The organism is Massilia sp. X63 (genome assembly GCF_041023745.1).
Lineage (GTDB): Bacteria > Pseudomonadota > Gammaproteobacteria > Burkholderiales > Burkholderiaceae_D > Telluria.
In genome coordinates, this window is sequence record NZ_JBFTEF010000019.1 from 19,215 (window position 1) to 39,506 (window position 20,292).

Sequence of the window (20,292 nt, forward strand, 5' to 3'; positions counted from 1 at the left end):
GGCGCGCTCAGGCCCGTTCCGGGGCCAGCAGCTTGGCCGTGAACAGCTCGCGCTCGTGGTCGACGATGCGGTCGATCGTGCGGTCGTCCAGTCCCATCGCCTCCAGCACGAAGGCCGACAATTGCAGGCTGGCTTCCAGGGTCTCGGGCACCACCACGCTGGCGCCGGCCTGGCGCAGGGCGCGGGCGTGCTTCTCGTCGCGCGAGCGCACGAACAGGCGCGCGTGCGGGAATTCGCGGTGGATGCCGCGCACCGCCTGCAGCGCCGAGGCCGGGTGATCCATGGTCAGCACGATCGCAGGCGCCTCGTCGGCATGCACGCGGCGCAGCAGTTCCGGGCGCGCGGCGTTGCCGAAATAGACTGGCTTGCCTTCGGCGTGCAGCTTCGACACCAGCTTGGCGTTGCACTCGAAGGCGACGAAGGGGATGTGCTGCTCGCCCAGCAGCTTGGCCAGCTGCTGGCCCACGCGGCCGAAGCCGGCGATGATGATGCGGCCGCGCGCCGAGGCCAGCGCCCCGTCGTCGGCCGCAGCTTGCTGCTCGTCGCGGGCCTGGGCGTGGCGCTCGCCGATGGCGCGGCCCAGGCGCGCCAGCATCGGCGTGAGGAACAGCGACAGGCCGACCACCAGCATGACGCGCGCCCCCAGCGTCGGATCGAGCACCTTCGAGGTCATCGCATAGCCGATCGCGACGAACACGAATTCGCCGCCCTGGCCCAGCAGCAGGCCGCCCTCGACCGCGCGGCTCCATGGATGGCCGCCGAGGCGCAGCACCACCGCCACCACCAGCGCCTTGATCAGCACCAGGCCGGCCACCAGCGCGGCCAGCAGGAGCGGCGCTTCGAAGATCTGGCGGGTGTCGATGCTCATCCCGACGGTCATGAAGAACAGGCCCATGAGCAGGCCCTTGAAAGGTTCGATCATCAGCTCGACTTCGTGCTTGAACTCGGTCTCGGCCAGCAGCAGGCCGGCGATCAGCGCACCCAGCGCCATCGACAGGCCGGCGGCGGCGGACAGGCCGGCGATGCCGAAGGTGCTGAGCAGGATCAGCGCCATGAACACGTCCGGCTGGCGGTGCTCGGCAAAGGAGCGGAACAGCTTGTGCACGACCCGGCCGCCGACCAGGTAGATCAGGCCGATGGCGACGGCGGCCTTGGCCAGGGTGACCACGGCCAACAGCGCAACATTGTCGTCGCCGCCGTTACCGCCGCCGAGCGCGCCGATCAGGAGCAGGATCGGCACCACGGCAAGATCCTGCAGCATCAGGATGGCGAAGGCGGCCTGGCCGAGCGGGCTGCCGGTGGCCTGCTGCTGGGCCAGCAGCTGCATCACGACCGCGGTAGACGACAGCGACAGCACCAGCCCGACGATCAGGGCGCTCCGGGTGTCGAGCCCATAGGCGAACAGCAGGGCGCTGCCGAGCAGGGCGGCGCTGGCCAGCACCTGCGCGGTGCCGGCGCCGAATACCCAGCGCCGCATCGCCCACAGGCGCGCGGCCGAGAGCTCGAGGCCGATCATGAACATCAGGAACAGCACGCCGATCTCGGCCAGCGCCGCGATGCCCTGGTCGCGCGGGAAGGTGAGGAAGGCCAGCCAGGGCAGCTCGCCGGCCAGCAGGCCCAGGCCGAAGGGCCCGACCAGGGCGCCGACCGCCAGAAAGCCGACCACCTGGTTGATGCGCAGGCGTTGCAGGGTCGGGATCAGGATGCCGGAGAGGATCAGGAAGAGGAGGATCTCTCGCAGGAAGGGGAAGGCGTGTTGCTCTTGCACGGTGGGTGGGCGGTGAGGTTGTTGGTGCCCGGGATTGTAGCGTGGGAGCGCGGCTGGGAGGCAAGTGGCTGCAGTAGGAGCCTGGGTTTGCGCCTGCGCGGGAACGACGGGTCGACGGAGACCGTTCAAGCATGCCTGGTCACCGCTCCCGGTCAAGGTCGTCCCGGCGCAGGCCGGGACGATGCCACTGGCATTGTCCCGCCCAGGTGTGCGTGTGGACCGCTAAGGTATCAGCAATTCCCCGCCTGCACCGCCTCCGGCGGCGTCTCTTCCTGCTGCCGGTGTCCGCTGGCCACCGGCTGGCGGCTTTCGGCGGTGTGCTGCAGCTCCTCGATCTCCGGATCGTGCACGTTGCGCAGTTCGAGGTAGCGGTCAAGCGCCTGGTCGAGGCGAGGCAGCAGGATGCCGCGCTCGCTCGTCAAGGCGCAATAGCTTGGTCGCGCCGCCGGGTAGGCGATCGTGCGCGCCTCGAGCCGGCTGGCGTCGATGCCGGCCCGTTCGGCCGCCTTCAGGGCCAGTTCGGCCCAGGTGAGCGCGCCGCCGTTGGCCAGGTGCCAGATGCCCGCTTCGCGGTCGATCGCCAGGTCCAGGCAGGCGTGCACCAGGTCCGGCACGTAGGTCGGCGTGATGACCAGGTCGTTCGAGGCGGTGAAGGACTCGCCGCGCTCCAGCGCATTCAGCGCCAGGGTGACGAAGTTGTACTGGTCCCAGGGGCCGAAGAAGGCGCTGGTGCGCACCACCAGCGCGTTCGGGTGCTCGTCCAGTACCGCCGCCTCGGCCTCGGCCTTGCTGCGGCCGTAGACGTTCAGCGGCGCCACCGGGTCCGATTCCACGTAGGGGCGGCTTTGCTTGCCGTCGAATACCAGGTCGCTCGAGAAGGTGGTCAGGTGGATGCCGTGGCGCGCGCAGGCCGCGGCCAGGATCGCCGCGCCGGCGGTGTTCTCGCGCAGGCAGCGCTCCACCTCGTTCTCCGCATCGTCCACGCGCACGTAGCCGCAGGTGTTGATGACCGCCCACGGTTGGTATTCGGCCAGGGCGCGCTCGACCGAGGCGGCGTCGGCGATGTCCATCTCCTTGCGCGACAGCAGCCGGTAGGACAGGTTGCGCTTGCGGCAGACGCGGGCAAAAGCGCGGCCCAGGGTGCCGGTGGCGCCCAGGATCAGGATCGGCGCCGCGCTGGTGCCCACCAGGCGGTGGCCGTCGGCCGAGATCGAGGTCAGTGCCGCCGGGGTGGCCACCGGCGGGTGGCACAGGAAGCGGCCCTGGCGCCGCCACCAGCCCTGGCCGCGCAGCACCGGGTGCGACAGCGGCGCGCCGCTCGACAGTTCTTTCATCATCCTGGCCAGCGCGGTCGGGCGCGGCATGGGCGAGCGCACGTCGAAGGGGCCGGGCTCGTAGTAGCCCTTGTTCTGCGTGACCAGGCTGTTCCAGTCGAAGGAACCGAGCAGCGACCAGACGGTGACGGCGCGCACGTCCACGCCGTTCTGCTGCGACTGCTGGGCCGCTTCCCAGATTTCGAGCAGCCAGCGCAGCTGGTCTTCGCGGTTGGCGTCGATGTGGGCTTCGGTGATGGCCAGGGGGATGCCGTAGCGGTCCCAGATTTCGCTCAGCAGCGGGGCGATGCCCGGGGTCGGCGTGGCCAGCACGCGCGACGCTTCGATGTCGGCGCAGGGAATGCCGTCGGCCATGCCGCGGTGGTGTTCCGGAAAGCGTTCCGGACGATGGTCGAGCCAGCGCTCCGAGGTGACGTAGTAGTTGACGCCGATGATGTCGGGCGGGCAGGGATTGTCGCGGAACCACAGGAGTTCTTCCGCCGCGATGCCGGTCTTCGTCAGGTACTTCCACAGCGCGTGCCCTTCATCGACCATGCCGCACAGCAGGTCCCAGGCCAGCCAGCGGCGCTCGTTGTAGAACTCGGCCACGTGGGCCAGCTCCGGGGTGCCGTAGGTCTTGCCGAGGTCGTCGGTCTGGACCAGCTTGGCGTTCGGGTTGACCGCGCGGATCGCGCGCATGGCCAGCACCACGGCGCGACACTGGATCAAGAGGGCTTCGATGAAGGTGCGGTCGTCGCGGCCGTGCGGGTACCAGACCCCGTACAGGCCGGCGAAGCGGGCGGTGGTGCAGGGCTCGTTGACCGGGGTGTAGTACTCGATCCAGGGATAGCGCGCGGCCACGGCGCCGGCGTACTCGGCCAGGCGCTCGGCAAAGGCCGGGTCGACCAGGCTGGTGTCGCGCGGGCCGCTGCCGTGGTGCACCAGGCCGGCGATCGGCGTCACGCCGGCGTCGCGCAGCGCGTTCAGGCGCTCGTCGGCCCAGCCCCAGTCGGCCTTGGACAGGCCCTCGGGGGCGGTACGTTCCCATAGCACGGGATAGCGGATTGCGCGGATGCCGGTGGACGCGAAACGTTTGATGTCGCAGGCGCGGCCGTGGTGGCCGTTGCGCTCGAGCTGGCTGAAATATTCGTCGCGGACACGGTTGACCGTGCATTCGAGGCCGCCCCAGAGTTCGAGTGGGCGGAGTTGGCTGTTCGTGCTCTTTTGTGGATTCATCTATTTCACCATTATTGATTTTCTAGCAACAAATTCCCTGCAGCACAGCATCCCGGGGTTAAAAATGTCGAAAGGGGAGCCGGCCCGCAGGCCATGGGCGAGGTTGCGGTTGACATCGGCGCGCCAACCTGCAACCATGCGGTCATGAATTTTCCGAAAGCACATCATCTTTTCTTGACCTGGTGGCGCCGCTCCTAGCGCGCGGCCACAGGAAATGATTTGCATTTCGACTAACGCCGCCTCGATCCGGGTGGCGTTTTCGCATCTAGCGCAGGAGGGTCGGGGCAACCAACAAGCAATAAAGGAAACCCGATGAGCTCCCCAACCCCTTCCACTTCCGCACCTGTCATCCTGACCGGCGACCGTCCTACCGGTCCGCTGCACCTGGGCCACTTCGTGGGCAGCCTGCGCAACCGCGTTGCCTACCAGGACAGCTACAAGCAGTTCGTCATGCTGGCCGACGCCCAGGCGCTGACCGACAACATGGATGACATCGGTAAGGTACACCGGAATGTGGTCGAAGTGGCGCTCGATTACCTCGCCTGCGGCATCGACCCGGCCCGCACGACCATCCTGATCCAGTCGCAGATCCCGGAACTGACCGAGCTGACCTTCTACTACCTGAACCTGGTGACGGTGGCGCGCCTCGAGCGCAACCCGACCGTCAAGCAGGAGATCATCCTGCGCGGTTTCGAGCGCGACATCCCGGCCGGCTTCCTGACCTATCCGGCCAGCCAGGCCGCCGACATCACCGCCTTCAAGGCCACCGTGGTCCCGGTGGGCGAAGACCAGATCCCGATGATCGAGCAGTGCAACGAGATCGTGCGCCGCTTCAACCGCACCTACAGCCCGAACAAGGACATCCTGCTCGAGTGCAAGGCGATCGTGCCGGAAGTAGGCCGCCTGCCAGGCATCGACGGCCGCGCCAAGATGAGCAAGTCGCTCGGCAACACCATCAACCTGGGCGCCAGCGCCGACGAGATCCGCGCCGCGGTCAAGCAGGTTTATACCGACCCGCTGCACCTGAAGGTGTCCGACCCGGGCCACCTGGAAGGCAACGTCGCCTTCATCTACCTCGACGCCTTCGATACCGACAAGGAAGGCCTGGCCGAGATGAAGGCGCACTACACCCGCGGCGGACTGGGCGACAGCGTGGTCAAGAAGCGCCTGGAAGGCATCCTGCAGGACCTGCTGGCGCCGATCCGCGCCCGCCGCGAGGAGTTCGCCAAGGACCGCGGCCAGGTGCTGCAGATCCTCAAGGAAGGCACCATGAAGGCGCGCGAAGTGGCGGCCCAGACCACCGACGAAGTGAAGAAGGCGCTGGGACTATCGTACTTCTGATCCCTGCGGCGCGGGCGGTAGCGCGCCCCGGTACCCCGGGTATCGAGGCGTAGCGCTCTTGCGATCCATGCTGGCCCGCAATGCCTTCCGGTGGCAAGCTGCAGGCTTCATCGTCATCGGAGGGTTGACCCCATGAGCAAAGGCCTGCGCCTGACAGAAAAATGGATGCAGCGCGCCCTGTGGCTGGTCGCGTTCGCGTTCGCCGCCTTCCTGATCGGCCTGGGCGGCAAGATCGTGGAAAACCTGTGGGACGTCGAGCAGCCGCTGACGCTGGAGCAGTTCATGGATCCGGCCCAGGTGGCCGCGCTGCGCGCCGGGCAGGATGCGGCGCAGGCGCGCCGCGACCAGGCCCAGCTCGCGCTCGAGCAGGCCACCCAGCAGCATGAGGTGGCACGCTCGAACACCCGTTCGGCGCGCGAGACCTTCAACAACTGGCTGGCGACGCGGCGCGCCACCGCCCGGCCCGAGCAGGATCCCGAACTGATCGACCGCACCCGCACGCTCGACGTGCTTGAGGCCGACGAGCGCAAGGCCCTGGGCGCGATCGAGGCCCAGCGCCAGGTGCTGCTCGACGCCAACCAGGCGATCGAGCGCGCGCAGGAGCGCTGGCGCCGGATGGAAGGGCCGGCGTATGCGGCCTACGTCAAGGCCTCGTCCAGCAAGGAACTGCGGGTGTTCCTGTACCGGCTGGCGCTGACCCTGCCGCTGCTGTTGCTGGCGGGCTGGCTGTTCGCGCGCAAGCGCCACGGCCAGTACTGGCCCTTCGTGTGGGGCTTCATCATCTTCGCCCTGTTCGCGTTCTTCTTCGAACTGGTGCCCTACCTGCCCAGCTACGGCGGCTACGTGCGCTACCTGGTCGGCATCGGCGTCACCGCACTGGTCGGGCGCTATGCGATCCAGTCGCTGCAGCGCTACCTGGCGCGCCAGAAACAGGCCGAGGCGCTGCCCGACGTGCAGCGCCGCCAGACGCTGCGCTACGACGCCGCCCTGGCCAGGCTGGCCAAGGGCGTGTGTCCGGGCTGCGAGCGGCCGGTCGACCTGAAGGACGCCAGCATCGACTTCTGCCCGCACTGCGGCATCGGCCTGTTCGACCGCTGTGCCTGCTGTACCAGCCGCAAGAACGCCTTCGCCCGCTTCTGCTTCTCGTGCGGGACGGCGACGAACACGTCGCTGGCCGACTGAGGTTTAATCGCGCAGGTCGGCCGGCACCTTGCCGCCGTTTGCCGCCAGCTTGTTCATGACCTGGCGATGCAGCCAGATGTTCATCGCGGCCGAATCGCCGGTGTCGCCGGTGTAGTGCAGTTCGGCGGCCAGTTCCTTGCGCGCCTGCAGGCTGCTGTCCAGGCCGAGCAGCTTGAGCAGGTCGACGATCGAGGTGCGCCAGTTCAGCTGCTGGCCGGACGACTTCTGCATGTTGGTCAGGATTTCCTCGACGTCGACCTGTTCCATCGCGGCCGGTGCGGCCTGCGGCTGGGCGTGTGGCTGGACCTGCGGCTGGGCCTGGGGAGCAGGCGCCGCGGGTGCGGACGGCGCCGGCGCTTGTGCTGCCGGCCCCTTGTTGGCGGCGTGTGCTTTCGGGAAGATCTTGCCGAAGATATTGCTTAGGATGCCCATGTCATTTCCTTCGTGGATGGTGGATTGGGAACGCATGCGTTGTGCCACATGGCCAAGCGCCAGCGCCAGCGCGGCGCCGCCGATTGCCTTGACCAGGGTCGGGTGTTCGGCATAGAACGCGCTCATGCGCTCGACGATGCCGGGATTCTGCTGTTCGGCCTGTTCGGCCAGTTCGCGCACCTGCTCGGGCGAGACCTGCGCCGCCTGTTCCGGCGTCACCTGCCCGCCGCCGAACAGCTTGCCGAAGGCGCCGCCGGCTACCGAACCCAGCAGGGACGGATTCACCGACCCCAGCAGCTGGTTCAGCATGCCGGCGCGGCCCTGCGCGTCGCTCTGTCCGAACAACTGGCTGACGACCTGCGGGAAGGGGGGAGTCTGGTCGGAACGCAGGGCGTTGGCCACGCCCTCGGCGACCGTGGCGCGCGGCGCATTCTGGGCCACGCGGTCAAAGTCGTCCGCTGCCCGGTCCTGGTTGCCGCCGCCCAGATACTGCGACAGCAAATTACCCAAATCAAATGCCATTTTCTTCTCCTGACGACATACGGTTGAATGTCGAGCGTAGGGCTGTTGTCGACACCGCTCTGTTCGCTACCCAACCGTGAAGGGATGAAAGCGGCGTTCGCAGGACTGGATCATTGGCGGCGCATGTTCTGCGCCATATGGCCCAGCGCGATGGCAAGGGCGGCGCCGCCGATCGCCTTGACCAGGGTCGGGTTCTGGGCGTAGAAGTCGCCCATCCGGTCGACGATGCTCGGATTCTCCTGTTCGGCCTTTTCGGCCAGCTCGCGCACCGCTTCGGGCGAGACCTGCGAGGCCTGCTCCGGCGTCACCTGGGTCGGGGCGTTGCCGCCGCTGAACAAGCCACCAAGGCCACCAAGGCCGCCGAGTCCGCCCAGTCCGCCGCCGCCGCGGTTGGCAAGCGACGCCAGCACCGTCGGTCCGAGCGTGGCCAGCAGCTGGTTGAGCATGCCGGCGCGCTGGTTCGGATTGCTCTGCCCAAACATCTGGCTCACCATCTGGGGGAAGGGTGGGGTCTGGTCGGAGCGCAGCGCCCCGGTGACGCCGCGGGCCAGCACATCCGGCGGTGCGTTCTGCGCCACGCGGTCGAAGTCGTCGTGGGCCTGCTGCTGGTTGGCGCCCATGGCGCCACCCAGGTACTGGTTCAATAGATTGCCAAGGTCAAATGCCATTTCGTCCTCCCTCGTTCGCACATGGTCGAAGGTCGAGGCTAGGCGCTTCGAGATCGCTTTCTCTGTTCGGTATCCAACCGTCGATGGTCAAAAGCAGTATTTTGTTTCCATGTAGACATCAACGCACGGCGCGGGTTAAGCTCCCCGTATACCCTGGCTGCCGCTGCTGCCGTTCGCCGTCGCGGCAAGCGGCGCATGACCTGACGCAGTCCTGATTCCCGCACGGAGGAGTGGAGCATGTGGCGATATCCCCGGATCCTGGCGCATCGCGGCGGCGGTACGCTCGCGCCCGAGAACACCTTCGCCGGTTTGAAACGCGGCATGGACTTCGGCTTTCGCGCCATCGAGTTCGACGTCATGCTGGCGCGCGACGGGGTGCCGGTAGTGATGCATGACCCCTACCTGGGCCGTACCGTGAGCGGCGCCGGCCACGTGTTCGACTACGACGCCTTCGAGCTGGCGCGCATGGACGCCGGCAGCTGGCTCGGCGCCGATTTCCGTGGCGAGCCGGTGCCCCTGTTCGTCGAGTTCGCACAGTACTGCAAGGCGCACGGCATCTGGATGAACATCGAGGTCAAGCCGGCACGCGGCTTCGACCGCGAAACCGGCGAGACGGTGGCGCGCATCGCCCACGCCATGTTCGCCGACGAGTTGGCGGCCGGCGAGCTGGCGCAGGTGCCCCTGCTGTCCTCGTTCAGCCTGGCCGCGCTGGAAGCGGCGCGCGACGCCGCGCCCGACCTGCCGCGCGCCTTCCTGATGAGCGAGCTGCCGCCCGGCTGGGAGCCGCTCGCGCGTTCGGTCGACGCGGTGGCGATCCACGCCAACCACCGGCACCTGACGCCGGCCCTGGCCAAGGCCGTGCGCGACGCCGGTTTCGGCCTGTTCTGCTACACGGTCAACGAGCCCGAACGGGCCCGCGAGCTGCTGGACTGGGGCGTCGAGGCCTTCTGCACCGACCGCATCGATTTGATCAGCCCCGACATGCGGTGAATTCGTCGTATAAATAAATCAAGTCCGCCCTTCAGAAAATTGACCAGTTGTCGATAAGCTCTGACAACTGCCGAAAGGAATGACGCTGATGTCATTGTCAATCAATAACAACGTGCTGTCGCTGAACACCCAGCGCAGCCTGGGCAAGCACCTCGCCGCCCAGGAAACGTTGATCAACCGCCTGACGGCGGGCACGCGCATCAACAAAGCCGCCGACGACCCGGCAGGGCAGGCCATTGCCGCGCGGATGGATGCGGGCATGCGCGGCGCCAGCCAGGCGATGCGCGCCATCAGCGACGGCGGTTCGATGCTGCAGGTGGCCGACGGCGCGCTGGCGAACGTCGCCGACAGCCTGCAGCGCCTGCGCGAACTGGCGGTGGCGTCCGGCAACGGCAGCTACGGTGCCGACGACCGCGCCACCTTGCAGCGCGAGGCCAACGAAATCCTGAATCACATCAACCAGGTCGGGGCGCAGACCGCCTTCAATGGCGAGGCGGTGTTTTCGCAGGACCGCGTCAGCATCGGCGGCGACGAGAAGAAGCGCGCAGTGCTCGACGGCCTGCGCAGCGGCTGGCTGAGTTCCTCGGAAAAGATGCTGAAGGACCTGTTCGGGATCCAGGCCGACGGGGTCAAGCTGACGGTCAACCTGGACCAGACGACGTGGACCCCGGGCGTGCTGGCCTCGGTATCCGGCACCGTGACCGGCGACGGCAAGTTCACCGACGTGCGCCTGAACATCAACATGGACCACTTCGGCACTGCCGCCACGGCGGACGGCGGCAGCGCCCCGGTGTACAGCGACCGGATCATCGCGCACGAGATGGCGCACGCGATCATGTCGCGCTCCATGAATTTTGATCCGCTGCCGCAATGGTTCAAGGAAGGGGCGGCGGAGCTGATCCATGGCGCGGACGAGCGGGTGGCCGGCGCTCTTGCAGGCGGGGCCAGTTCGCAGGACGTCGTCGACGTGGTGGCCGACGGCGGCTTCAGCTACGAAGGCGGCTATGTCGCGGCGCGCTACCTGCACGAGCGCCTCAAGGGCCTGGGCGTGGAAGGCGGGATGAAGGGGCTGATGCAGTACCTGACCCGCAACCAGGGCGCCGATTTCGACACCGCCCTTAACGTCGTCTCGAAGGGCGAGTTCGCGAGCGAGACGGCGTTCCTGGGCCAGTTCAAGAGCGGCGGCGCCAATTTCGTCGACAACCGGATGAACCTGGCCAACGCGGACACCGGCGCCATCGGCGGCTTCGATGCGGACGGCGGCCGCGTGCTGGATGCGCGCGGCGTGGTGGCCGACAGCGGCGACAACAATGCCGACGACGGCCTGGGCGGCTTCGTGGTGGACTACCCGGAACTGGGCGGCGCCACCGGCGTGCGCCGGGTGCAGGTGCAGGCGGGCGCCGGCGCGGGCGAACTGATCGACCTGCAGTTCAGCGCCATCAATGCGGCGGCGCTCGGGCTGGCGGACCTGGACATGCAGCGCGGCGCGGTGGCGCTGCTGCATTTGGACCAGGCGCTGGCGTTCGTGAACCAGCAGCGCGTGGTGGCGGGCGCTTCCAGCAACCGCCTCGACATGGCGGCCGGCGCGCTGCAGACCAGCCAGGTCAACATGGCGGCGGCCAAGGAACGCATCGAGGGCATCGACTATGCCGGCGCCTCGGCGGGGCTGACGCGCGCGCAGATCCTGCAGCAGGCCGCATCGGCGATGCTGGCCCAGGCCAACAGCCAGCCAAGGGCGGTGCTGTCGCTGTTGCGCTGACGTGCGCAGTAATCGACGGGCGTTACATGGGGCTCCGGCCTGCGCCGGGGCGGCGTGCTCGAGGCAGCGATTACCGTCGAATATCCTTGGCCTGCGGCTGAAAAGCTGTCGTCCCAGCGCAGGCCGGGACCCGATTCCGCTGCGTTCCTGCGGCGCCAGGCTCCCATCGACGGTAAATATCAGCCGAACTAATAATCCTGCAAGCTACGCTATAATCGATTTTTTATAGCGCACGCTCCCTCATTCCGCCCCTACGACATGAAATCCTCCGAAATCCGCGAAAAGTTCCTCAAGTTCTTCGAGTCCAAAGGCCACACCATCGTCCGTTCCAGCCCGCTGGTGCCGGGCAACGATCCGACCATGCTGCTGACCAACAGCGGAATGGTGCAGTTCAAGGACGTGTTCCTGGGCCTGGATACGCGCCCGTACTCGCGCGCCACCACCGTGCAGCGCTGCGTGCGCGCCGGCGGCAAGCACAACGACCTGGAAAACGTCGGCTACACCGCGCGTCACCACACCTTCTTCGAAATGCTGGGTAACTTCAGCTTCGGCGATTACTTCAAGCGCGACGCCATCAACTACTGCTGGGAGCTGCTGACCAAGGTCTACATGCTGCCGGCCGAGAAGCTGACCGTCACCGTCTACTTCGAGGACGACGAGGCCTACGACATCTGGGCCAACGAGATCGGCGTGCCGAAAGAGCGCATCATCCGCATCGGCGACAACAAGGGCGCGCGCTACGCATCCGACAACTTCTGGCAGATGGCCGACACCGGCCCATGCGGCCCGTGCACCGAGGTGTTCTACGACCACGGCGCCGACATCTGGGGCGGTCCTCCGGGCTCGCCTGAAGAAGACGGTGACCGCTTCATCGAGATCTGGAACCTGGTGTTCATGCAGTTCAACCGCGACGAAGCCGGCGTGCTGACCCCGCTGCCGAAGCCGTCGATCGACACCGGCATGGGCATGGAGCGCCTGGCCGCCGTGCTGCAGCACGTGCACAGCAACTACGAGATCGACCTGTTCCAGAATTTGATCCGCGCCGCGGCCCGCGAAACCGGCGCCACCGACCTGGAAAACAACTCGCTGAAGGTCATCGCCGACCACATCCGCGCGGCGTCCTTCATGATCGTCGACGGCATCATCCCGAGCAGCGAAGGCCACGGCTACGTCCTGCGCCGCATCATCCGCCGCGCACTGCGCCACGGCCACAAGCTGGGCCAGACCAAGCCCTTCTTCTACAAGCTGGTGGCGGACCTCGACATCGAGATGGGCGAGGCCTATCCGGAACTGCGTGAAGCGAAAGAGCGCGTGGCGCAAGTGCTGAAGGCCGAGGAAGAGCGTTTCGGCGAAACGCTCGAGAACGGCATGAAGATCCTGGAAGCCCAGCTGGCCAAGGATGCCAAGAACCTGGACGGCGCCACCGCCTTCACCCTGTACGACACCTACGGCTTCCCGCTCGACCTCACCGCCGACATCTGCCGCGAGCGCGGCGTCACCCTGGACGAAGCGGGCTTCGCCGCCGCGATGGAGCAGCAGAAGAAGACCGCGCGCGCCGCCGGCAAGTTCAAGATGGCCGCCAAGGTCGAGTATGCGGGCGAGAAGACCAAGTTCGTCGGCTACGAGTCGCTGGCCCACAACACCCACGTGCTGGCCCTGTACGCCGAAGGCGTCTCGGTTCAGGAACTGAAAGCCGGCCAGGAAGGCATCGTGGTGCTGGACACTACCCCGTTCTACGCCGAGTCGGGCGGCCAGGTCGGCGACCAGGGCGCGATCCGCGGCGGCGGCGCCCTGTTCGAAGTCGAGGACACCCTGAAGATCCAGGCCGAAGTGTTCGGCCACCACGGCGTGCTGCGCGAAGGTTCGCTGAAAGTGGGCGACACCGTGGATGCGCAGGTCGATACCGTCAAGCGCGCGCGCACCATCCGCAACCACTCGGCGACCCACCTGATGCACAAGGCCCTGCGCGAAGTGCTGGGCAGCCACGTGCAGCAGAAAGGCTCGCTGGTCGACCCGGACAAGACCCGCTTCGACTTCAGCCACTCGGCGCCGATGACGGCCGAAGAAATCGCCCGGGTCGAGGCCATCGTCAACCGCGAGATCCTCGAGAACCACCCGACCCAGGCGCAGCACATGTCCTTCGACGACGCCGTCAAGCACGGCGCCATGGCGCTGTTCGGCGAGAAGTACGGCGATACCGTGCGCGTGCTGGACATCGGCTCGTCGAAAGAACTGTGCGGCGGCGTGCACGTCACCCGTACCGGCGACATCGGCCTGTTCAAGATCGTGTCGGAAGGCGGCGTGGCCGCCGGCATCCGCCGTGTCGAGGCGGTGACGGGCGAGGGCGCGCTGGCGCTGGTGCAGTCGATTACCCGCAAGCTGAACGAAGCGGCCGGCGCCCTGAAGACCAGCCCGGACGAGCTGGCGAGCCGTATCGGCCAGGTGCAGGACCAGGTCAAGTCGCTCGAGAAGGAAGTGGCCGCGCTCAAGTCGAAGCTGGCCGCAGGCCAGGGCGAAGAACTGCTCGCCAAGGCAGTGGACGTGAACGGCATCAAGGTGCTGGCCGCGACCATGGACGGCGCCGACGTCACCGCGCTGCGCGAGACCATGGACAAGCTGAAGGACAAGCTGGGCACCGCCGCCATCGTGCTGGCCAGCGTCCTGGAGGGCAAGGTCAGCCTGATCGCGGGCGTGACCAAGGACGCCACAAGCAAGGTCAAGGCCGGCGAGCTGGTGAACTTCGTCGCCCAGCAGGTGGGCGGCAAGGGCGGCGGTCGTCCCGACATGGCCCAGGCCGGCGGCACCGATCCGTCCGGCCTGCCGCAGGCGCTGGCCGGCGTGGCCGGCTGGGTGGGCGAACGCGCCTAAGCGGCGCACGCTTGCTGTAGAGACGCCGCCTGCGGGCGGCGTTTTTTTCGGCGCTGTCATCGTTCACTATGGATGACGCCGACTGCGATGCGCAGCAATTGCTCGGCAGACGTGATCCGGTTGCCGTCGAGCCCCCGGCGCCAGCCCAGGTAATTGGGCAGGTAGCGCGAGTAAGGCAGGCCGTTGCACCGCACTGGTGCCCGCGCATGCGGCCCCGCGCGGGCGCTTGCCGCGCGCCGGTGCATAAACATGCTCCACTTCACAATCGGTTGTGGTCGTGCAACAATGTGTGACTATTTTGGTGCGCTGCGTCATACTGCCGGAAAAGGAGTAGTATTCGACTTCCTAGCACCATCTACTTTGCAGGCATGCGATGAGCGACACCACTATCGACATTGATACCATGGAATTCCAGAGAGACCTGGATGCGCGCGGACTGAATTGTCCGCTGCCGATCCTGAAAGCCAAGAAGGCCCTCGCCGAGATGGAGAGCGGGCAGGTGCTGCGCATCGTGGCCACCGATACCGGTTCCGTGCGCGACTTCCAGGCGTTCGCCAAGCAGACCGGCAACGCCTTGCTGGCCCATTCCGTCGAAAACGGCGAATTCACCTTCCTGATGCGCCGTAAGTAAGCGTGTGCACGGGCGCGCCGCACGCGTGCCCGGCGCCGCGCAAGCGCGCGCAGCCTGTGCCGTCAAGCGCGGCGCAAGCAAGCGGGGCGGGCCTGCGCCAGCCCTGTGCAATCTTCCCCAAAAACTGTCATGATCGCAATTTAGTCGGAATCCTCTAACTAAAAATCGCACGATCGTGCTTTAATTTCGACCTGAAGCCGAATTTCTCTTATAATCTAGGCCATTTTCGTCTGTCATCCCATTCATTTTCTAAAGGCACCCTATGAAAGTCCTGGTACCCGTCAAACGCGTGGTCGACTACAACGTCAAGGTCCGCGTCAAATCCGACGGCAGCGGCGTGGATATCGCCAACGTCAAAATGTCGATGAACCCGTTCGACGAGATCGCGCTGGAAGAAGCCACGCGCCTGAAGGAAGCCGGCAAGGTCACCGAAGTGGTCGCCGTGTCGGTGGGCGTGCCCCAGTGCCAGGAAACCCTGCGTACCGGCATGGCGATCGGCGCCGACCGCGGCATCCTGGTGGAGACGGGCGTCGAGACCGAGCCGCTGGCCGTGGCCAAGATCATGAAGGCGCTGGCCGACAAAGAGCAGCCGCAGCTGATCATCCTGGGCAAGCAGGCGATCGACGACGATTCGAACCAGACCGGCCAGATGCTGGCCGCGCTGCTGGGCTGGCCGCAAGCCACCTTCGCCTCGAAAGTGGTGCTGGAAGACGGCAAAGTGACCGTGACCCGCGAAGTCGACGGCGGCCTGGAAACCGTTGCCTTGACTCTTCCTGCCATCGTCACCACCGACCTGCGCCTGAACGAGCCGCGCTACGTGACGCTGCCGAACATCATGAAGGCCAAGAAGAAGCCGCTGGAAACCATCAAGCCGGAAGACCTGGGCGTCGACGTGAGCCCGCGCCTGAAGACCCTGAAAGTCACCGAGCCGGCCAAGCGCTCGGCCGGCGTCAAGGTGCCGGACGTGGCGACCCTGGTGCAGAAGCTGCGCACCGAAGCCAAAGTCATCTAATCAGATTAGGAAAAGAACATGGTCGCACTCGTCATTGCTGAACACGACAACGGCTCCCTCAAGGGCGCTACCCATCACACCGTGACCGCTGCCGCCCAATGCGGCGGCGAAGTACACATCCTGGTCGCCGGATCTGGCTGCGGCGCCGCTGCCGAAGCCGCCGCGCAGATCGCAGGCGTTTCGAAGGTGCTGGTCGCCGACGCGCCGCACTTCGCCGACGGCCTGGCCGAGAACGTCGCCGAGCAGGTGCTGGCCATCGCCGGCGGCTACTCGCACATCCTGGCGCCGGCCACCGCCTACGGCAAGAACATCCTGCCGCGCGTGGCCGCCAAGCTGGACGTGGCCCAGATCTCGGAAATCACCAAGGTCGACTCCCCGGACACCTTCGAGCGTCCGATCTACGCCGGTAACGCCATCGCCACCGTGCAGTCGAGCGACCCGGTCAAGGTCATCACCGTGCGCGGCACCGCCTTCGACTCGGCCGCCACCGGCGGCTCGGCAAGCGTCGAGCAGATCGCCGCCGTGGGCGACTTCGGCAAGTCGGCCTTCGTCGGCCGCGAACTGGCCAAGTCGGATCGTCCGGAACTGACCGCCGCCAAGATCATCGTCTCGGGTGGCCGCGGCATCGGCTCGGCCGAGAACTTCAAGCTGCTCGAGCCGCTGGCCGACAAGCTGGGCGCCGCCATGGGCGCTTCGCGCGCAGCGGTGGACGCCGGCTTCGTGCCGAACGACTGGCAGGTCGGCCAGACCGGCAAGATCGTCGCCCCGACCCTGTACATCGCGGTCGGCATCTCGGGCGCGATCCAGCACCTGGCCGGCATGAAGGACTCGAAGACCATCGTCGCCATCAACAAGGACCCGGAAGCGCCGATCTTCTCGGTGGCCGACTACGGCCTGGTGGGCGACCTGTTCGAGGTCGTGCCGCAGCTGGTCAAGGAACTGGGCTGATTCGTCCGGTGGGCGCGCAAGAATGCTGCTCCCACCTTCGATAGCGCATGCACGTCGTTCCGGCGCAGGCCGGAACCCAATTTCGAAGCGTACCTGTAGCGTTCGACGTTATCGGCAACGCAGGCAAACCTGGGTTCCCGCCTGCGCGGGAACGACGTTTTAGCTTGTAACGTACATTGGCTGTGGCGTTCGACGCCCGCAGCGCGAACCAAAGACATACCCGTCACATCAGGAGACAAAGGTGAGCTATCAAGCCCCGCTGAAAGACATGCAGTTCGTCCTGAACGAACTGGCCAACCTGGCCGAGATCAACCAGCTTCCGGGCTGCGAAGACGCGACCCCGGACACCGTCGATGCCGTGCTCGAGGAAAGCGCGAAGTTCTGCGGCGAGGTCATCGCCCCGCTGAACCACGCCGGCGACAAGGAGCCGAGCTACTGGCGCGACGGCAGCGTCACCACCTCGAAGGGCTTCCGCGAGGCCTTCCGGGCGTTTGCCGAAGGCGGCTGGCAGGGCATCCAGCATCCGAGCGAGTTCGGCGGCCAAGGCCTGCCGAAGCTGGTCGCGACCCCGTGCATGGAGATGCTGCATGCGGCCAACCTGTCGTTCGCGCTGGCGCCGCTGCTGACCGACGGCGCCATCGAGGCGCTGCTGACCGCCGGTTCCGACGAGCAGAAGAAGCTGTTCCTCGAGCCGCTCATCAGCGGCAAGTGGACCGGCACCATGAACCTGACCGAACCGCAGGCCGGTTCCGACCTGGCCGCCGTGCGCACCCGCGCCGAGCCGCAGGGCGACGGCACCTACAAGATCTTCGGCACCAAGATCTTCATCACCTACGGCGAGCACGACATGGCGGAGAACATCATCCACCTGGTGCTGGCGCGCACTCCGGATGCGCCGGCGGGCGTGAAGGGCATCTCGCTGTTCATCGTGCCGAAGTTCATGGTGAACCTTGATGGCTCGCTGGGCGCGCGCAACGACGCCCACTGCGTCTCGATCGAACACAAGCTGGGCATCAAGGCCTCGCCGACCGCGGTGCTGCAGTTCGGCGACCACGGCGGCGCCATCGGCACCCTGGTGGGCGAGGAGAACCGCGGCCTCGAGTACATGTTCATCATGATGAACGCGGCCCGCTTCGGCGTCGGCATGCAGGGCGTCGGCCTGGCCGAACGCGCCTACCAGCAGGCAGTCAGCTTCGCCAAGGACCGCGTGCAGTCGCGCGAAGTAGCCGGTTCGCCTGGCCCGGTGGCCATCATCAACCACCCGGACGTGCGCCGCATGCTGATGTCGATGCGCTCGCAGACCGAGGCGGCGCGCGCGCTGGCCTACGTCGGCGCCGGTCTGTCGGACATCGCCCACAGCCACGCCGACGAAGCGACCCGCAAGGCCAACCTGGCGGTCTACGAATACCTGGTCCCGATCATCAAGGGCTGGTCGACCGAGATGAGCGAGAACGTGGCGCGCGACGGTGTGCAGGTGCACGGCGGCATGGGCTTCATCGAAGAGACCGGCGCGGCCCAGCACTACCGCGACGCCAAGATCCTGACCATCTACGAAGGCACCACGGCGATCCAGGCCAACGACCTGGTGGGCCGCAAGACCGTGCGCGACGGCGGCGCCGTGGCCAAGTCGCTGATCGCACAGGTGCGCGCGGTCGAGGCGCAGCTGGGCGAAGTGCAAGGTGAAGAATTCGCGGCGATCCGCCGCCAGCTGGCGCTCGGCTCCACCGCGCTGGAGCAGGTGGTGGACTTCGTCGTCGCCAATGCCAAGCTCGACGTGCGCGCCGTGTTCGCGGGCAGCGTGCTGTACCTGAAGCTGGCCGGCATCGTGCTGGGCGGCTGGCAGATGGCGCGCGCGGCGCTGGCGGCCCAGAAGAAGCTGGCGGCAGGCGAGGGCGACGCCTCCTTCCTGCGCGCGAAGATCGCCACTGCGCGCTTCTTCGCCGACCACGTGCTGTCCTCGGCCCCTGGCCTGCGCACCGCGATCGTCGAAGGCGCGCCGGGCGTGCTGGCGCTGGAAGTCGACCAGTTCTGACGGCATCCCGACCGTCTTTCCGAAGCGGCCTGCAGGCCGCTTTTTTCATGGCGACGTCGGCCGCAGCGGCTGTACCTGCGCGCTGCACACCCATGATGTGACGGGGGGGGGTACCTCGAACAGCAGCGCAAGCCCATGAACCGTCGTTCCGGCGAAGGCCGGAACCCGGGTTTGCGTGAGCAGTATCAGCCGTACGATCCACCCGTGTACAGCAGGTCGAACACCCGCGCGATGGTCCCGATCAGCACGATCGCTCCCACTCCCAGGATCAGCACCAGCACCAGCGCCAGCATCCAGTTCGAGCGCGACTGCTTGCCGCTGCCCTTGTTGACCTGCGCATCCCAGGCTTCGTCCGGCGTCAGGCCGATGACCAGTCCCTCGACGAAGCCGGCGATGTAGGACACCAGCAGCGGCAGCAGCACATAGAAGGGATGCGGCTGCACGGCGCCCCACAGGATACCGGTGAGCGGCAGGCTGCACAGGTGCAGCAGCCCGAGCCGGTCGGCGCCGCCTTTCAGGTAGAAGCGGTGGATGCCGAAACCGCCCAGCAGCAGGGCGAGCAGGGCGGCGAAAGTCTTGTTCTTGTGTGCGACTGCCATGAGCGTTGTCAAAAGTTCAGGAAAACAGGAGTATGGTGCAAAATGACAAGGAAGGCACGCATTGCGTGAACCCGGCCATTCGCCGCCTGTCGAAGCACGCAAGCCCATCGATCGCGCCCGCCATGCTCAAGACCCGCTCTTACCTCGCAGAAATCCAGCGCAAGCCGACCGCCCCGGTCGAGCCGCCGGTATTTCCTTTTACCTTGCCGGCAATCCGCTCCCTCGAGCGCCTGCCGCTGCATCCGAACGTCACCTTCCTGGTCGGCGAAAACGGCTCGGGCAAGTCGACCCTGCTCGAAGCCATCGCGGTCGGCATGGGCTTCAACGCGGAAGGCGGCAGCCGCAACTTCAACTTCGCCACGCGCGCATCGCATTCGGATTTGCACGAGCATCTACGCTTCGTGCGCGGCGTCGAGCGTCCGCGGGACGGCTTCTTCCTGCGCGCCGAAAGCTTTTATAACGTCAGCAGCGAGATCGAGCGTCTGGACGAGCACAGCAATGGATCGTTTACGCGTTCCTTCGGCGGCGGCAGGTCGCTGCATGAGCAGTCGCACGGCGAGGCTTTCCTGAGCCTGTTCATGCATCGCTTCCGCAAGGACAGCTTCTATGTGCTGGACGAACCCGAGGCCGCCCTGTCGCCCCAGCGCCAGCTGGCCCTGCTCAGCCGCCTGCACGACCTGGTCGGGGACCGCTGCCAATTCGTCATCGCCACCCATTCGCCCATCCTGATGGCCTACCCGAAGGCCCTCATTTACGCTTTCGACGAGCAAGGCATCCGCGAGATCGCCTATGAAGATACGGAACATTACCGCGTCACACACGACTTCCTTGCCAATCCGGCAAGAATGCTGCGCGTCCTGTTGGGCGACGAGTAGGGAAGAACGGTCAACGGTGGCGGCGTCGTCAAAAATCGGCGATAATGCTCAATTCGCCGAACCTCACGTTGCGTGTCCGCCGTGTTGCTATAAACGCTTGCCCCTATCTAGGCTTA

15 protein-coding genes and 1 pseudogene are annotated in these 20,292 nt (G+C 66.5%); 10 read left to right on the plus strand and 6 right to left on the minus strand.

Features of this window, described 5'->3' with window-relative positions; translation table 11 throughout:
* Nucleotides 1-7: 7 nt before the first annotated feature.
* On the minus strand, nucleotides 8-1,768 hold the full coding sequence (locus AB3347_RS23760) for a cation:proton antiporter (protein ID WP_369094188.1): 1,761 nt from the start codon (nucleotides 1,766-1,768) through the stop codon (nucleotides 8-10).
* A 230-nt stretch (nucleotides 1,769-1,998) separates the two neighbouring features.
* Nucleotides 1,999-4,317 (minus strand): family 1 glycosylhydrolase, encoded by a 2,319-nt coding sequence (locus AB3347_RS23765; protein WP_369094189.1) that lies wholly within the window; start codon nucleotides 4,315-4,317, stop codon nucleotides 1,999-2,001.
* Between the two features lie 312 nt (nucleotides 4,318-4,629).
* Between AB3347_RS23765 and trpS the strand changes: the two genes are divergently transcribed.
* Nucleotides 4,630-5,658 (plus strand): tryptophan--tRNA ligase, encoded by a 1,029-nt coding sequence (gene trpS / locus AB3347_RS23770; protein ID WP_369094190.1) that lies wholly within the window; start codon nucleotides 4,630-4,632, stop codon nucleotides 5,656-5,658.
* Nucleotides 5,659-5,790: 132 nt separating this feature from the next.
* The gene (locus AB3347_RS23775; RefSeq protein WP_369094191.1) at nucleotides 5,791-6,840 is read left to right on the plus strand and encodes a serine endopeptidase; all 1,050 of its coding nucleotides are present in this window, start codon (nucleotides 5,791-5,793) and stop codon (nucleotides 6,838-6,840) included.
* Between the two features lie 3 nt (nucleotides 6,841-6,843).
* Here the strand turns inward: AB3347_RS23775 and AB3347_RS23780 are convergent, their stop codons facing one another.
* Together AB3347_RS23780 and AB3347_RS23785 are read right to left on the minus strand one after the other, a co-directional pair.
* Nucleotides 6,844-7,272: a DUF3597 domain-containing protein gene (locus AB3347_RS23780; protein ID WP_369094230.1), complete on the minus strand. Its 429-nt coding sequence runs from the start codon at nucleotides 7,270-7,272 to the stop codon at nucleotides 6,844-6,846.
* Between the two features lie 632 nt (nucleotides 7,273-7,904).
* Nucleotides 7,905-8,462 carry a hypothetical protein gene (locus AB3347_RS23785; protein ID WP_369094192.1) on the minus strand — a complete coding sequence of 186 codons (558 nt, stop codon included), beginning with the start codon at nucleotides 8,460-8,462 and terminating at the stop codon, nucleotides 7,905-7,907.
* A gap of 237 nt (nucleotides 8,463-8,699) precedes the next feature.
* Here AB3347_RS23785 and ugpQ point away from each other — a divergent pair, with 237 nt between their 5' ends.
* The 3 genes from ugpQ (at nucleotide 8,700) to alaS (ending at nucleotide 14,079) form a co-directional block, all read left to right on the plus strand.
* Entirely contained in the window at nucleotides 8,700-9,452 is a 753-nt protein-coding gene (ugpQ, locus tag AB3347_RS23790; RefSeq protein ID WP_369094193.1) for a glycerophosphodiester phosphodiesterase, read from the plus strand.
* An 88-nt stretch (nucleotides 9,453-9,540) separates the two neighbouring features.
* A complete protein-coding gene (locus tag AB3347_RS23795) occupies nucleotides 9,541-11,211 on the plus strand; it encodes a flagellinolysin (RefSeq protein ID WP_369094194.1) in 1,671 nt (556 codons plus the stop codon).
* 258 nt (nucleotides 11,212-11,469) lie between these two features.
* Nucleotides 11,470-14,079, plus strand: a complete 2,610-nt coding sequence (alaS, locus tag AB3347_RS23800) for an alanine--tRNA ligase (RefSeq protein WP_369094195.1) — start codon at nucleotides 11,470-11,472, stop codon at nucleotides 14,077-14,079.
* Between the two features lie 56 nt (nucleotides 14,080-14,135).
* Here alaS and AB3347_RS23805 read toward each other — a convergent pair.
* Nucleotides 14,136-14,249: pseudogene (locus tag AB3347_RS23805) on the minus strand (IS1595 family transposase); the annotation flags it as partial.
* A gap of 233 nt (nucleotides 14,250-14,482) precedes the next feature.
* On the opposite strand from AB3347_RS23805, the gene AB3347_RS23810 reads away from it, so the two are divergent.
* The 4 genes from AB3347_RS23810 to AB3347_RS23825 all read left to right on the plus strand — a co-directional run bounded on the left by AB3347_RS23810 (nucleotide 14,483) and on the right by AB3347_RS23825 (nucleotide 18,702).
* A complete protein-coding gene (locus AB3347_RS23810; RefSeq protein ID WP_369094231.1) occupies nucleotides 14,483-14,710 on the plus strand; it encodes a sulfurtransferase TusA family protein in 228 nt (75 codons plus the stop codon).
* 262 nt (nucleotides 14,711-14,972) lie between these two features.
* Nucleotides 14,973-15,722, plus strand: a complete 750-nt coding sequence (locus AB3347_RS23815) for an electron transfer flavoprotein subunit beta/FixA family protein (RefSeq protein ID WP_369094196.1) — start codon at nucleotides 14,973-14,975, stop codon at nucleotides 15,720-15,722.
* 18 nt (nucleotides 15,723-15,740) lie between these two features.
* Nucleotides 15,741-16,670 carry an electron transfer flavoprotein subunit alpha/FixB family protein gene (locus tag AB3347_RS23820; protein ID WP_369094197.1) on the plus strand — a complete coding sequence of 310 codons (930 nt, stop codon included), beginning with the start codon at nucleotides 15,741-15,743 and terminating at the stop codon, nucleotides 16,668-16,670.
* A gap of 241 nt (nucleotides 16,671-16,911) precedes the next feature.
* A complete protein-coding gene (locus AB3347_RS23825) occupies nucleotides 16,912-18,702 on the plus strand; it encodes an acyl-CoA dehydrogenase (protein WP_369094198.1) in 1,791 nt (596 codons plus the stop codon).
* Between the two features lie 185 nt (nucleotides 18,703-18,887).
* On the opposite strand, the gene AB3347_RS23830 is transcribed toward AB3347_RS23825, so the two are convergent.
* Nucleotides 18,888-19,301 carry an NINE protein gene (locus AB3347_RS23830; RefSeq protein ID WP_369094199.1) on the minus strand — a complete coding sequence of 138 codons (414 nt, stop codon included), beginning with the start codon at nucleotides 19,299-19,301 and terminating at the stop codon, nucleotides 18,888-18,890.
* Nucleotides 19,302-19,423: 122 nt separating this feature from the next.
* On the opposite strand from AB3347_RS23830, the gene AB3347_RS23835 reads away from it, so the two are divergent.
* Complete coding sequence (locus AB3347_RS23835) at nucleotides 19,424-20,176, plus strand: AAA family ATPase (RefSeq protein ID WP_369094232.1); 753 nt, start codon at nucleotides 19,424-19,426, stop codon at nucleotides 20,174-20,176.
* Nucleotides 20,177-20,292: the final 116 nt, after the last annotated feature.

Excerpts from the sequence above, each read along its gene's own strand:
- ugpQ (WP_369094193.1), top strand. The coding sequence starts at position 8,700 with ATGTGGCGATATCCCCGGATCCTGGCGCATCGCGGCGGCGGTACGCTC.
- AB3347_RS23815 (WP_369094196.1), top strand. The coding sequence starts at position 14,973 with ATGAAAGTCCTGGTACCCGTCAAACGCGTGGTCGACTACAACGTCAAG.
- AB3347_RS23835 (WP_369094232.1), top strand. The coding sequence starts at position 19,424 with ATGCTCAAGACCCGCTCTTACCTCGCAGAAATCCAGCGCAAGCCGACC.
- AB3347_RS23785 (WP_369094192.1), bottom strand. The coding sequence starts at position 8,462 with ATGGCATTTGACCTTGGCAATCTATTGAACCAGTACCTGGGTGGCGCC.
- AB3347_RS23810 (WP_369094231.1), top strand. The coding sequence starts at position 14,483 with ATGGAATTCCAGAGAGACCTGGATGCGCGCGGACTGAATTGTCCGCTG.
- AB3347_RS23820 (WP_369094197.1), top strand. The coding sequence starts at position 15,741 with ATGGTCGCACTCGTCATTGCTGAACACGACAACGGCTCCCTCAAGGGC.
- AB3347_RS23780 (WP_369094230.1), bottom strand. The coding sequence starts at position 7,272 with ATGGGCATCCTAAGCAATATCTTCGGCAAGATCTTCCCGAAAGCACAC.
- AB3347_RS23775 (WP_369094191.1), top strand. The coding sequence starts at position 5,791 with ATGAGCAAAGGCCTGCGCCTGACAGAAAAATGGATGCAGCGCGCCCTG.
- alaS (WP_369094195.1), top strand. The coding sequence starts at position 11,470 with ATGAAATCCTCCGAAATCCGCGAAAAGTTCCTCAAGTTCTTCGAGTCC.
- trpS (WP_369094190.1), top strand. The coding sequence starts at position 4,630 with ATGAGCTCCCCAACCCCTTCCACTTCCGCACCTGTCATCCTGACCGGC.
- AB3347_RS23830 (WP_369094199.1), bottom strand. The coding sequence starts at position 19,301 with ATGGCAGTCGCACACAAGAACAAGACTTTCGCCGCCCTGCTCGCCCTG.
- AB3347_RS23795 (WP_369094194.1), top strand. The coding sequence starts at position 9,541 with ATGTCATTGTCAATCAATAACAACGTGCTGTCGCTGAACACCCAGCGC.
- AB3347_RS23765 (WP_369094189.1), bottom strand. The coding sequence starts at position 4,317 with ATGAATCCACAAAAGAGCACGAACAGCCAACTCCGCCCACTCGAACTC.